Source organism: Pseudoalteromonas sp. Angola-30 (assembly GCF_028599215.1).
GTDB lineage: Bacteria > Pseudomonadota > Gammaproteobacteria > Enterobacterales > Alteromonadaceae > Pseudoalteromonas > Pseudoalteromonas atlantica.
Genome location: NZ_JAQREI010000005.1, coordinates 87,810 through 101,953, shown reverse-complemented (window position 1 = coordinate 101,953; position 14,144 = coordinate 87,810). Strand labels below are relative to the sequence as shown.

The 14,144-nt window shown below is 41.2% G+C and carries 9 protein-coding genes and 1 other RNA gene; 7 read left to right on the top strand and 3 right to left on the bottom strand.

Annotated features, from left to right (window positions below; translation table 11 throughout):
* Positions 1-156: 156 nt before the first annotated feature.
* Both PSH54_RS09055 and PSH54_RS09050 read left to right on the top strand, forming a co-directional pair.
* The gene (locus PSH54_RS09055) at positions 157-3,177 is read left to right on the top strand and encodes a bifunctional diguanylate cyclase/phosphodiesterase (RefSeq protein ID WP_273587164.1); all 3,021 of its coding nucleotides are present in this window, start codon (positions 157-159) and stop codon (positions 3,175-3,177) included.
* Between the two features lie 73 nt (positions 3,178-3,250).
* Positions 3,251-4,141 carry a LysR family transcriptional regulator gene (locus PSH54_RS09050; protein WP_004589125.1) on the top strand — a complete coding sequence of 297 codons (891 nt, stop codon included), beginning with the start codon at positions 3,251-3,253 and terminating at the stop codon, positions 4,139-4,141.
* Here the strand turns inward: PSH54_RS09050 and PSH54_RS09045 are convergent.
* On the bottom strand, positions 4,138-5,100 hold the full coding sequence (locus tag PSH54_RS09045) for a YihY/virulence factor BrkB family protein (RefSeq protein WP_273605978.1): 963 nt from the start codon (positions 5,098-5,100) through the stop codon (positions 4,138-4,140). The two genes, PSH54_RS09050 and PSH54_RS09045, sit on opposite strands and share 4 nt — an antisense overlap.
* 131 nt (positions 5,101-5,231) lie before the next feature.
* Here PSH54_RS09045 and PSH54_RS09040 point away from each other — a divergent pair, with 131 nt between their 5' ends.
* From PSH54_RS09040 to PSH54_RS09020, 5 genes are all read left to right on the top strand, one after another.
* Complete coding sequence (locus tag PSH54_RS09040; RefSeq protein WP_248530655.1) at positions 5,232-6,302, top strand: mechanosensitive ion channel family protein; 1,071 nt, start codon at positions 5,232-5,234, stop codon at positions 6,300-6,302.
* Between the two features lie 521 nt (positions 6,303-6,823).
* A complete protein-coding gene (locus PSH54_RS09035; protein ID WP_004589122.1) occupies positions 6,824-8,095 on the top strand; it encodes a dicarboxylate/amino acid:cation symporter in 1,272 nt (423 codons plus the stop codon).
* A gap of 33 nt (positions 8,096-8,128) precedes the next feature.
* Positions 8,129-9,190, top strand: coding sequence for a putative porin (locus PSH54_RS09030; protein WP_273605977.1), 1,062 nt, complete (start codon positions 8,129-8,131; stop codon positions 9,188-9,190).
* Positions 9,191-9,682: 492 nt separating this feature from the next.
* Positions 9,683-11,389 (top strand): transporter substrate-binding domain-containing protein, encoded by a 1,707-nt coding sequence (locus PSH54_RS09025; protein ID WP_164521628.1) that lies wholly within the window; start codon positions 9,683-9,685, stop codon positions 11,387-11,389.
* Positions 11,386-12,798: a sigma-54-dependent transcriptional regulator gene (locus PSH54_RS09020; protein ID WP_004589118.1), complete on the top strand. Its 1,413-nt coding sequence runs from the start codon at positions 11,386-11,388 to the stop codon at positions 12,796-12,798. The genes PSH54_RS09025 and PSH54_RS09020 overlap by 4 nt, the downstream gene beginning before the upstream one ends.
* Positions 12,799-12,873: 75 nt before the next feature.
* On the opposite strand, the gene rnpB is transcribed toward PSH54_RS09020, so the two are convergent.
* Both rnpB and rsmI read right to left on the bottom strand, forming a co-directional pair.
* Positions 12,874-13,238, bottom strand: an RNA gene (rnpB, locus tag PSH54_RS09015) — RNase P RNA component class A.
* Between the two features lie 43 nt (positions 13,239-13,281).
* The gene (gene rsmI / locus PSH54_RS09010) at positions 13,282-14,139 is read right to left on the bottom strand and encodes a 16S rRNA (cytidine(1402)-2'-O)-methyltransferase (RefSeq protein ID WP_024033320.1); all 858 of its coding nucleotides are present in this window, start codon (positions 14,137-14,139) and stop codon (positions 13,282-13,284) included.
* Between the last annotated feature and the right edge of the window lie 5 nt (positions 14,140-14,144).

Here is a 14,144-nt window from a genome sequence, read left to right as displayed (position 1 = left end):
TTTAGTGCAACCCTATATTTTGTATGGTTATTTTTGGCTTTTATGTCTACAATCACTTTTTAGGGACGCAGAGCTTAAGGAAAACTTATTTTTACTTCATCGCTTAAAAGTCAGCTGTATAGGCTACTCATCCTACTTAGCATTCCCGGCGCCGCTGTGACGGTATTTACGCTATGGTATGAGCGTGATGCTGCCATAGAAAAAAGTGAAGAAAGAATAGTAAACATCGCTAAGCACTTGACACAACATCAAAAAACAATGGTTGATGATGTTAAACGTATTACTATTTATTTAGCCGATAAAACTGCAAAAAATGAAACACTCCCCACAACTTGCCCTAACTATTTTTATGAAATAAAAGCCCTTTATAAGAATATTGCAAATATAGGTATTGTTGATAAAAACGGCGACCTACAATGCGTGACAAATGGTCGTAGTAAAAATATTAATATTAGCGATCGTACTTATTTTCAAAATGCCATTAGTAATAAAAGTTTTTCGGTGGGGTATTTTCAATACGACCGAAGTATTCAAGCGCAAAGTGTCAATTTTGCCTACCCAATTATAGATAGTAATAACCAATTAAAAGGCACACTAGTTACCGTTATTGCATTGAATTGGTGGAATATCGCCTTAAGCGAAGCAAAATTACCTAACAATGCCAAGGCCGTTATTGCCGACTCTAACGGCTTAATACTGGCCAACTACCCTAATCAACCACGTAATTTAGGCCAAAAAATTACCGACATAGATTTACTTCACGATAAAAGCTCGTTAACCGTGTTTAAAAATGCAGAAGGCGAAAACCAGGTTTTTCATCGCTCAGTTATATACAAAGACGGCCATGATAATAATTTAGATATTTATATAGCCGTTTCGGTTGAAGACTTTATTAATACAGTTAATAAAAACTTTGCTAAAACCATTTTTGCGTTTTTATCGGCTATTGCCCTGTTGGTGTTGCTAGCTAGGCGCTTAATTAAACAAAGTATATTTAAGCCTATCGCTAATTTAACCAAAGCCACAGATGAACTGGCAAATGGCACTATGCCCAAACATATTAAAAAGCCCAACAGCCCAGAGCTGCGCGCGCTTTATGACCGTTTTGCTGTTATGGCACAAACCCGGCTATCTGCAGAGGCTAAATTAAAAAATAAGCACAACGAGTTAATGAGCTTATTAAATGCTTTACCCGATACCTACATACGTATAAATGCCCAAGGAAAAATCCTTTATATTGGCGGCTATATTAGCCCTGTGCTAAATGTTGAGACAGGCAAAGCTTTAAAATTAGTTGATGTACTCTCTGAGGCCAACGCAGAGTTACTGCTTTCTCATTTAGGTACTTTAGAGGGTTCACAAACCATTGAGTTTACATTGTTTAAAAAATCTAAAGAGCACTTTTTTGAGGCAAGAATCAATGCACTCACTAATAATGAATACATTATTGTTCTTAGAGATATAAGCCAGAAAAAGGTCAACGAAAAAGCTCTTCATTTAGCGTCGCTTGTTTACAGTAATAGTAGTGAAGGGATGATGATTACAGACCCCGACGGCATTATTTATGACGTAAACCCTGCGTTTTGCGAAACAACCCAATACAGCAAAGAAGAAGCGATAGGTAAAACCAGTCGGATTTTAGCATCTGGCAAACACTCAAAAGCTTTTTATGAAAAAATGTGGGCAGAGCTCAGAGAAACTGGCCGTTGGCAGGGTGAGATAATTAATCGTAAAAAAAATGGCGACACCTATACCGAGTTTCTGATCATAGATACCGTTTACGATGATAAAAACATGCCTACTCGCCGGGTGGCCATTTTTACCGACCTAACAGAAAAAAAACAAGCCGATGAAACCATATGGCGAAAAACTCACTTCGACCACTTAACTGATTTGCCAAATAGGCTTGAGCTTAAAGAGCGTTTAAATAAGCGTTTTGAAGAAGTAACAGGCGACAAATGCGAACTTGTTGTGATGCTGCTCGATATTGATCACTTTAAAGATATTAATGACACGTTAGGCCATCATTATGGCGATAATCTACTTAAGTTAGTTTCTCAACGGATAATTCAAGCTGCAATAAACGCCAGTTTTGTCGCGCGTATTGGCGGTGATGAGTTTGTGATTGTATACGACCATGTTAAAAGCAGTCGCCACATAAACCAAATTGCCAGCAATATATTGCAAAGCCTTTCATCAAGTATACAGCTTGAAGACGAGGAGCTATTTATTAGCGCTAGTATGGGCATTGCATGCGCACCTAGCGATGGCCAAAGTACAGAGCTGCTATTAAAAGCTGCCGACCAAGCCATGTATAAAGCTAAAAATAACGGCCGTAATGGGTTTGAGTTTTTTTCAAAAGATATGCGTATTCATGCGCAAGCGCGTATGCAGCTATTAAAAGATTTACGCTCCGCCATAGAGCTTGAACAATTTGAGCTATTTTATCAGCCTATTGTGGCATTAAACGATTTGCACATTCACAAAGCCGAAGGGCTTATTCGCTGGCACCACCCTAAAAAGGGGTTAGTCTCGCCGGCGACGTTTATACCGCTTGCTGAGGAAACTAGGCAAATAAATGCGCTGGGCCAATTTGTATTTACACAAGCAATACACACCCTAAAAGAAATAAACACCACCATGGGGGAGCAATTTCAAATTAGTATAAATGTCTCTCCTGTGCAGTTATCAACAATCGATAGCGGAATTGACGATTGGTGTGAGATTTTAAAAGCAGCCAAGCTACCTGCCTCCTCTATTGTGGCCGAGATCACAGAAGGCCTTATGGTTAACCCAGAGCCACTAACTCAAAGTCGCTTAAAAACATTAGTCCAGTCAGGTGTGCAATTAGCGCTAGATGACTTTGGCACCGGCTATTCTTCGCTCGCGTACCTGCAAGAAATGGATACCGATTACCTAAAAATAGATAAACGCTTTATTGATAATATTAAGGCAGGGAGCCAAGAGCTTGCTTTATGTGAAGCCATTATTGTGATGGCCCACCAGCTTGGCCTAAAAGTTATTGCCGAAGGAATTGAAACGCAGCAACAAATGCAGCTACTACTAAAAGCAGGATGCGACTACGGGCAAGGTTATTTGTTTTCAAGGCCAGTGCCTAAAAAAGAGTTTATGACGCTGCTGAGCAGCAAAAAAATGGTAATTGCCAATAATAAATAAGTTGTTACGCAATAAATAGAGTGCCTACACGGTCAGGTAGTTTAATCAATAGTAAGTAGTAACAAGGTTTAAAATGGCAAAGGCAACACTCGAGCAATGGAGAATGTTTAAAGCTGTTGTAGAGCATGGTGGATTTGCCGGTGCTAGCAGCGCGGTATTTAAAAGCCAATCAACCGTGCACCATGCAGTGCAAAAGTTAGAGTCGGCACTGCAAGTAAAATTGCTTGAAGTAAAAGGCCGTAAAGCGTATTTAACCGAAAACGGTAAGCTTATATTGCGCCGCGCCGAATTTTTAATAGATGAAGCCAGCAAAATAGAATCGGTTGCTAATACGTTAAGCGAAGGTATTGAAAGCACATTAAAAATAGCAGTAGATGAAGTGTTTCCGCAGCATTTATTGTACCAAGCGCTAAGCCATATTAATGAGCAATACCCGCTGGTAAAAATAGAACTGATAGAAAGCGTACTTAATGGCGCAAACGAATTACTTACCAATGCAGTGGTCGACTTAGCAATTACCTCTATTGCGCTTTATGGCATTAATTGCCATAGCTTGTGCGATATAGAATTTATTGCCGTTGCGCACCCTGATCACCCCTTACACCAGCGCACTGAACCACTGACCTACAGAGAGCTTAAATTACACAGGCAAATAGTTGTTCGCGATTCGGCCACCCACACCAGCCACGACGACGGCTGGCTTGGGGCTGATATGCGCTGGACAGTAAGTCACTTACGTAACTCTATTGATATGGTTAGCCAAAACTTTGGTTATGCATGGCTGCCTAGTGCACAAATTAAACCTTATCTTAAAAACAACACACTTAAGCCCCTTAATTTAGAGCAAGGTACAACCCGCTCCTTAAAGCTTTATTTAATGTGCACCGACAATGACCGTTTAGGCCCCGTTGGCCAAGCATTTACTCAGCATCTCATAAGCTTGTGCAATAACGAGCCGGGCTAAGAGTTTGTCGGCTCATCTACATCAAGGTGATCAGCAACATAGGCTCCGCGTTTACCGCGTTCTTTGGCGGGGCCTTTGGTACTATCTTTCGCTGTTTGTTGTTCGGTTGCCGCATTTATTACCGCCCCAAGCGTAATAATATAGGCACTTATATAGAGCCACATTAGCATAATCACTACCCCGCCTAACGAACCATACGTTTCGTTGTAGCTTGCAAAGTGAGAGACATAAAACGAAAAACCAATTGAGGCTAAAATCCATAATACAGTCGCAATACAAGAACCAAGTGTGATCCAACGCCATTTAGCGGGTTTTCTGTGTGGTGCATAGCGATACAAAAGCACCAATGCAAAATTAAACATAAAGGCGAGTAATGGCCACGATATTAACTTTATTAGTAAGTCTATACTTTCTTTTAAGCCTACTAAATTAAGTACTATGGGTAAAATACCTATAATTAGCAAAGCAAAAATAGTCACTAAAATAGCCCCTACCGAAAATAAAAAACGTACTAACTGAGCATGAAAAAAAGAGCGTTTTTCGTATTCATGATAACTAATATTACAGGCAGTAATAAGCGCTTGGCTGCCTTTAGAGCTACTCCAAATAGTAAGAATAAGTGTACCAATTGCACTTAAGCTTAAACTGGCGTTAGAGGTTTGAGCCAAGCTCGAGACCTGAGATAAAATTAAATCGCTCGTGCTTTGCGGTAATAAGGTAACTATTTTACTTAAGTGTTCACTAATATCGGTGGGCGATGAAAAGTACGCATACACAGAAACCATTGCAGCAATAGCAGGAAAAATAGCAAGTAAGGCATAAAACGCAACGCCCGCTGCAACCAGCGATAAGTTATCTTGGCTCATTTGCTTAAAAATACGTTTGGCTATGTCCCACCAACCAATAACCGGAATGTGCACTGGCTGCTCGGCATGTTGTCCCCGTTTAGGTTTGCTCATTGTTTGCTCCTTTTTAGCCTATTATCGAGCAAAAAGTTTGCCAAGCTGTGCTTTTGGCATTGGTATTAAACTTGCTGCTTGCTAGATTATTTAAAATACCAAGGTAATACGCCATGAACAGCCTTATAACTATGCTAATTGCAGTGAACACCACGGCTGTGAATGCCTTAAACACCCCAGAAAGCGTGCTTAGTTGGCAGTATTTATACGCCCAAAGTTTGCAATTACTTCACGCAACAGCGCAAATATTACCCACTCTTTTATTAGGTTTTATACTTTTAACTATTAGCTACTTTGTCGCCAGTCCTTTGTCTAAGCTGTTAGTAAAACCGCTCATTTATATGACCGACAGTAAACTTGTGCACTTAGTGGCCAAACGCGGGATTAGCATTTTAATTTTATTGCTGGGCGTGTATTTATTTTTACGTTTAGCAGGACTTACCGAATTTGCTATTGCTATTATGAGCGGAACCGGATTAATAGGCTTAATATTGGGCTTTGCCTTTAGAGACATAGCAGAGAACTTTATTGCTAGCTTACTGTTGAGCGTTCAACGGCCATTTAAAATAGACGATGTAATAGAAGTAGATGGCCGCTTAGGTGTGGTTAAAAAGGTCACCGCTCGCGCAACCACCTTAGTTGATTACGATGGCAACCATATACAAATACCTAACGCCACGGTTTATAAAAATACCATTAAAAACCTAACTGCAAATCCAAAAATGCGTGCCAAGGTGGTGATTGGCATAGGTTACGATAACGATATTCGTTACTGCCAAACACTCGCCCTTGAAATTGCAAACAAGCAAACGGGTGTTATTACTGAGCCACCAGCACAAGTGCTGATCAATAATTTAGGCAGCTCAACAATTAACTTTAATCTGTTTTTTTGGGTTAACAGCGAGCAACATAGTCCGTTAAAAGTGGCCTCGCAGTTAATGCGTGAGCTAGTAACCGAATTTACAGCGCAAAACATCAGTATGCCAGATGATGCCCGCGAGCGTATTTTACTCAGTGCACCTGATGAGAGTGATACACAAAAGCCCACCAACAAAGCTGAGCAACCTTTAACTGCTCAGCAAAGCTTTAAGCAGCTGCAGCAGCAAAATGAAACGGTTGATGATGTAAGTAGTGATACCGACGAAATTCGTGATCAAGCCGAAAAATCACGGGATCCTGAACAGGGTAAAAATATTATCTAAGTTAAACGTATAAGAAAAAATAAAACCACATACAGCCAATTTACAACTTAATAATGTTTTAAACCATAAAAAATCAAAAAATATGATTAATTAATGCATAAAATATAACTTTTGTTATATCAATAATAAAAGTTATACGCCAATCAACCCATTGATTTTAAATGATTTATTTATAAACCATCATTTAAGCCGCCTTTAACCCGCCTTTCATTATTAATAATTATTCAAAAAGTTATATTAACAAACCGCCAACCAAAAACAATAAAGTCAATAACATTCAATACGTTATTAACAAAACCGTGCTTGGCATTATTAATGCAATAACAATAATCTAACAACTTTAGAGCTTAATTATGCACGTGTACAAACAACCCCTATCTAAAAAGGCTAACGAAAGCTTGTCCATAAAATTGCAAGCCCCTTGTGTGGCCTGTGCACGTGCCGGTGCAATATGCGCGTTAACGCCCTAAGCAAAAGTTAAATAGCTCCCACTAAATATTATAAATAATTGGAATAACACTATGACCAGTACAACAAGTATTAATAACAACGAGCCTAAAAAAATGGCGCTCTGGCTAAAAATACTCATAGGTATGATAGCGGGTATTATTGCCGGCATGCTGTTAGGCAATAATGCTGAATATATAAAACCAATTGGCCAGCTATTTATTAGCGCCATAAAAATGTTAATTGTACCGCTTATATTTTGCTCATTAATTGTTGGTGTTACCTCAATGAAAGACACCACTAAAATGGGTCGTATTGGTGTTAAGTCAATCGTATTTTATTTAGCCACCACCGCAGTAGCTATTTCGATTGGTTTGGGTCTTGGGCTGTTGTTTGAACCTGGCGCAGGCTTAAATATGGTTGCAACCACAGTGGCTGATGCTAAACCAAGCCCTACCTTAGTAGACACCATTGTAGGTTTAGTACCAAAAAACCCAGTGGGCTCATTAGCCTCAGGTAATATTTTACAAATTATTGTGTTTGCGTTGAGCTTAGGCATTGCTTTAAACCTAATTGGTGAAAAAGGCGAACCCGCTAGCAAAATGTTTGAAAGCCTAGCCGATGCAATGTACAAATTAACTGAGCTTGTAATGAAGCTAGCACCATACGGTGTATTTGCATTAATGGCTTGGGTATCTGGCAAGTACGGACTGGATGTTTTACTGCCACTTATAAAAGTAATTGGCTTAGTGTACCTAGGCTGCATTATTCACGTTTTAGTGTTGGGTGGCGGCTTTGTAGGCCTACTAGGCAAGCTTAATCCACAACGTTTTTATAAAGGTATTATTGAAGCGCAAATTATTGCTTTTACCACCACAAGTAGCTCAGGTACTTTACCTGCCAGCATTAAATGCGCCACCCAAAACTTAGGTGTATCGCGTACTGTATCAAGCTTTGTACTGCCAGTAGGCGCCACTATTAACATGGATGGCACCGCTTTATACCAAGGCGTATTAGCACTGTTTATTGCCCAAGCCTTTGGTATTGACCTCACCACAACAGATTACTTAACCATTATAGCTACAGCTACTTTAGCCTCTGTAGGCACCGCTGGTGTACCCGGTGCAGGCCTTATTATGCTTTCGCTAGTACTGACCACCGTTGGCCTACCACTTGAAGGCATTGCAATAGTTGCCGGTATTGACCGAATTTTAGATATGGCGCGCACCACTATAAATGTAACTGGCGATTTAATGGTTACTTTATTAATTGGCAAAAGCGAAGGCGAGCTTGACGAAACCCTTTACAACCAAGACAACACAGCGGCTCAACCCGCTAAGCAATAACCCTCGATTTAGTAATTTTATAGAGTACAAACCATGACTAGTAAACTTATCTATTTACCCGTTGCATTAGGTGTTATTGCCTTAGCTAAGCCAGCCCACGCAGATATTACAATTGAAGGTTTAAATGGCCTTGAAGCCGTTAAGCTATTTGGCGATATGCGTATGCGCTTTGAGCGCACCGAAGGCGATACAATTGACTCAACAAGCCGCGCCCGCTTGCGTGCCCGATTTGGTATTAAATACGCAGCTACCGAGAACTGGTCTGCGCAAATGCGCTTTAGAACAACCTCAAGCCAACACGATTCAACTCATCAAACCTTTGGTATCACCGATACCAGCGATAACGATGACTTTGGTTTAGACCGCGCCTTTATGAAGTACACAGGGCTTAGTAACACCCAAGTATATATTGGTAAAGCGGCACCCGTTTATATGCATTCATCAGAGCTGCTTTTTCGTGACGATATAGCGCTAGAAGGTGTACAAGCTAACTGGAGTAACAATACGTTTAGCGTTAATGCGGGGCATATTATTCTTGAAGAAAACGTCGATAATGGCGAAGGCAAGCGCGATGCCAGCTGGCAACAGCTACAAGGTGTATATGCTACAAGTTTTAATAACATTAACGTTAAAGCCGGTATTGGTGGAATTTTTGTTAGCGCCTCAGATACGGCCTATGCCAGTGCTGAGTCGGGCCTTGATGCTGACCAAGCAGGCAACGTAATGACCTATAACCTTGATGTACGTTATGGCGCAGTGCGCTTTGCAGCCGATTACTACACAAGTGAAGCCGACAGCGAAAATACAGCGTTTACTGTACATGCTCGCTATCAAATTAATAAACAGTTTGGCCTGCGTTTTTACGTGCTACGTACCGAAGCCTATGCATTGCCTATGAACGGCGCGTTTACGCAAACTAATACTCCGGGTTCTTATACCAATATTAAAGGCACACGCGTACAGCTAGATTACAAAATTGCAGAGAATCTTAATGCCGATTTAAGATGGTTTAGCGTGGATAATATTAATAACGATATACCCACTAACAACAATGGCCGCGATCGCATTCAAGTAAACCTAAACATGAAGTTTTAGTACTAAGGCATGTTGACCAATCGTGATTAAAATTACAGTAGTGAGTTTAGTATTTAGCAAGAGCGATTATTAAGCCTACTTGCTTAAAAGCCAGCGCCTTGCTTAAACTGCCCTAGCTTGAAAAACGTTAATCTACACAGGTCAACATCCTCTAAATAGGCCCAACCAATAAAAGCGATTTAATAGCCGATATTAAATCGCTTTTATTTTATTAAACAGCCTTAAAAAGACATAACTGCCTTACAAAAAACCTTAATTAACAATTAATTTATTCTTATTTAGTTTAAAGTATAAATAGATAAGACTTAAAACCATGATAAATTCGTTAGTACCTAATTTATATAAAATTAAAATACAGATTATAGTCCCCTGCTGCCAACTAAAAACAACCTTTTTGCGGCTGTAAAAGGAACATAAACGCCATTTTATTTGTACTGTTTAGACAATTTACTAACGCACTACCACAACTAAAAAATGCAGAGGTTTACTCACTTGTTTATTAAACAAAACGCTTGGTTTTATGTATTAAAAATAGCGCTACTAAGCCTACTGGGTTTCAATAGCCTAAACTGCATTGCACAAGCTAATTTATCGCAGCCAAAACAAATTATAGTGGGCGGAGATTTTAACTACCCCCCTTATGAGTTTATTAACGAAGATGGCGAACTTACAGGTTACAACGTAGAACTTAGTCAAGAAATAGCCGCTGTAATGGGGCTTAATATAAAAATAAAGCTAATGCCCTGGGCCGAAATAAGAGCCGAGTTTGACCGTGGAAATGTGGATATTTTACAAGGCATGGCCGCCACACCCGAGCGCACCGATCTGTATAACTTTAGCCCGCACACGTTTGTTAACCACTCTATATTTGCGCGCGACAATAGTCCTAAAATAACGCACTACAGCGAGCTTGAAAACTACCGCGTTATTGTACAAAGCAATGGCTCGGCATTTGATATGCTTAACCACTCAGGCTTAAACATTACCCTTATACCGGTTGAAACCCATGCCGATGCCCTGCGTTTGCTTGCCTCTGGCCGCTATGACTTTGCAGTGGTTTCAAACTTACCCGGCTTATATTTAAGTAAAAAATTGGGGCTATCAAACATCACTGCTATTTCTAGCCTAGAAAGAAACCGGCTTTATGGCTATGCCACTAAAACCGCAGATGAAGCGCTGTTATCGCAATTTACTCAAGGCCTAGCTATTTTAAAAAACACCGGCCGCCAGCAAGAAATTTACGACAAATGGTTTGGCCCGTTAAACGTATCACCTTGGTCAAAGGCTGGCGTAATAGCGGGTATATGTGTAGTGGTGCTGCTACTAATTAGTACCGTGGTGATAATTTGGAACAAAGCCCTGCGCAAAAAAGTAGAAAGCCGCACCAAAGAGCTACAAGCCCAGCAGTTGCAGCTACTTCATGCAGATAAAATGGCCTCACTGGGGGTGTTGGTTTCGGGAGTAGCTCACGAAATTAATAACCCATGTAGTATTTTAACGTTAAATTTTCCGTTTATAAAAGAAGCCTTTGAAGATGCAACAGACATACTTGATGAGCATCAAGCACGCCAAGGCGACTTTCTTGTTGCCGGTGTAAGCTATCAGCGCTTTAAACATATGCTGCCAGAAATTTTAGACGATATGCACATTGCCAGTAACAAGGTAAAGGGCATAGTAGAGGATTTAAAAAGCTTTGCCGTAAAAGGTGAAGCATCGCATGAGAAAACTGAGCAGCTAGATTTAAACCTACTAACAAACCGCTCTATTCGCTTAGTCACAAATCAAATTAAAAACTCTACAAACCACTTAGAGGTTAACTTAGCCAACTCACTGCCTGCGTTTAAAGGCAGCGGCAGCCGCATCGAGCAAGTAATCGTTAATTTAATTTTAAATGCCTGCCAAGCGCTTGAAGACAAATCGCAAAAAATTATTATCACCAGCTATTTCCATACTAAACACAATCAGGTTGTGCTGAGCATTGAAGATCAAGGCGTAGGCATTGATCAACAGCACTTAATTAAGCTCACCGACCCGTTTTATACCACCAAACGACAATCTGGCGGCACCGGCTTAGGGCTTTCTGTATCAGCGGGGATCGTGGCAGATCACCAAGGCCAACTCACCTTTAAATCAACCCTCGGTAAAGGCACAAAAGTAAAGCTATCACTACCCTTATTACAACACGAGAGTGAACTATGAATACTAATTTATATCCTAGTTTTGAGGTCCTCATTTGTGATGACGACAACAGCTTTTTACGAAGCATATCGTTTGCAATAGAGCGCTACTGCGGCATTAACAACATTGTACAATGTAATGATAGCCGCGATGTAATTGCCAAACTAAACCAAGGGAATGTTCGCGTTGTATTGCTTGATTTAAACATGCCACATATCAGTGGCGATGAGCTTATAGCGCAAATTACAGAGCTTTTTCCGCATATTTCGGTGGTGATCATCAGCGGCATTAACCAAGTAGAAGCCGCTGTAAAATGTATAAAATTAGGTGCTTATGGTTATCATGTAAAAACAGAAGATCCCGAACGCCTAAGTAATAGCATAATGCAGGTGGTGCGTTTTCAAGAGCTAAACTTAGAAAACCAAGCCATGCGCGGCTACCTACTAGAAAACCAAACAAGCCTACACCCTGCGTTTTCTAAAATTATTAGTGTAGATCACCAAATGCATTCTGTGTTTAATTACATTGAGTCTATATCAAATAGCCAACAACCTATTCTTATTACCGGAGAAAGCGGCGTAGGAAAGGAGCTTATAGCCAGAGCCATTCACGAAACCAGTAGCTGCAGTGGCGAGCTTGTGTGTGTAAACGTAGCCGGCCTTGACGATAACTTATTTTCGGATACCTTATTTGGCCATAAAAAAGGCGCTTTTACAGGTGCTGAGCAAGCCCGCAAAGGCATGATAGAACGCGCATCAGGCGGGATACTATTTCTTGATGAAATTGGCGATTTAAACCTGGCCTCGCAAGTAAAGTTATTAAGGCTTTTGCAAGAAGGCGAATATTACCCAGTAGGCAGCGATACCCCAAAGCGCATCAACGCGCGCATTATTGCAGCCACCCACCAAAATTTACTCACTAAAAAAGAAAATGGCGAATTTAGAAACGACTTATACTATCGTTTAAAAATTCATCATGTAAATATTCCGCCGCTTAGGGAGCGCAAGCAAGATATAGCCTTATTACTAGAGCACTTTTTAACGCTTGCCGCACAAGAATTTAATAAACCGGTGGCAAGTATTCCAAAAGAATTATTAATTTTACTCGAAAACTACGCTTTCCCGGGCAATATAAGAGAGCTGCGCGCCATGGCCTTTGATGCAATGAGCACCCACCAAAGCGGCGCACTGTCTATGAAAGCGTTTGAAAGTGTACGCAGCGCCGTGCCTAAATTAGATATGCAAGCCCAGCTTGCCAAGCCGTTATTTGAGTCAACATCAACGCTACCCACTTTAAAACAAGCCGCAGAATTACTGGTAGCAGAAGCTATGAAACGTAGCAACTCAAATCAATCAATGGCAGCGCAACTACTCGGTATATCGCAGCCAGCACTCAGTAAGCGACTTAAAAAAGGACAGCCTGAGCCTTAAAAAACAACAAAGTACTTCATCAAATTTTAGGCACAAAAAAGCCCGCAGCGTTAACTGCGGGCTTTTTTGTTGAATGAGTGAGTTAGCCATATAAGCCGGGTTCTGTCCTTTCCGAAGAAAGTGATAATCATTCGTCTAGGCCATAAATCGCTCTATGGCTCAAGCAACCTACCCGGTTCCAACGTGGGCCACGCCATAAGGAACCCTATTTGGTCTTGCTCCGAGTGGAGTTTACCTTGCAACCAACTGTTACCAGTGGCCCGGTGCGCTCTTACCGCACCCTTTCACCCTTACCAACCCGAGGGTTGGCGGTCTCCTCTCTGCTGCACTTGTCGTGGGCTCACGCCCCCCAGCCGTTAGCTGGCACTCTGCCCTGTGGAGCCCGGACTTTCCTCCCCCTGATCATTTTCGTCACAGGCAGCGATTATCTTGGCTAACTCGGCGCGCAGTATACATGAGCTGTGCCTTGTACGCAGTAAAGATTTACTCTTTTTCGTCAATAATTGTTTTATACAGGGCGTTTTTCTTCATTCCAAAGTATTCAGCAACAATACCACAGGCTTTTTTCATCGGCATTTCGCTTTCAAGTAGCGCCAGCATTTTACGCGCCTCTGGCGGTATATCATCTACTTGCTTGGGTTTACCTGGCAACATGAGCACTATTTCGCCGCGTTGCTTGGTTGGGTCATCAGTTAAAAACTGCTTTAACTCACTTACGCTACCATTAAAAAAGGTTTCAAAGGTTTTGGTAAGCTCTTTTGCAAATACCACTTGTTGCTCACTACCTAAGGCCGCTTCTAAATCATCTAGGCTTGCCATAATACGGTGGGTGCTTTCGTACATTATGCTGGTAATGCTTGAGTTTACAGCTTCTATGAAAAAATCTTGGCGGGCTTTACTTTTAGCCGGTGTAAAGCCAATAAACTGAAAGCGATCTGTTGGCAGGCCTGAGCAACACACTGCAGTAATAGCAGCACACGCACCGGGCACGGGTGTTACATGCGCGCCTTGCTCGCGGCACAGGTTTACCACGGCATAACCTGGGTCGCTTATCAGCGGCGTGCCGGCATCTGAAACTAGCGCGATATTTTTGCCTTCGTTTAGCCAATCAATAATCTGCTGCGCTTTTTGTTTTTCGTTATGGTCATGTAATGCAAAGGTTTTAGCCTTTATACCAAAGTGGCTTAGTAGCTTACCGGTGTGGCGCGTGTCTTCAGCAGCGATTAAGTCAACTTGCGATAATGTCGCGATGGCACGCTGGCTTAAGTCGTCAAAATTGCCAATTGGGGTGGCAACAATGTAAAGAGTGCCAATTTTCTGTGAATTCTCCTCATTTAACATTGAGG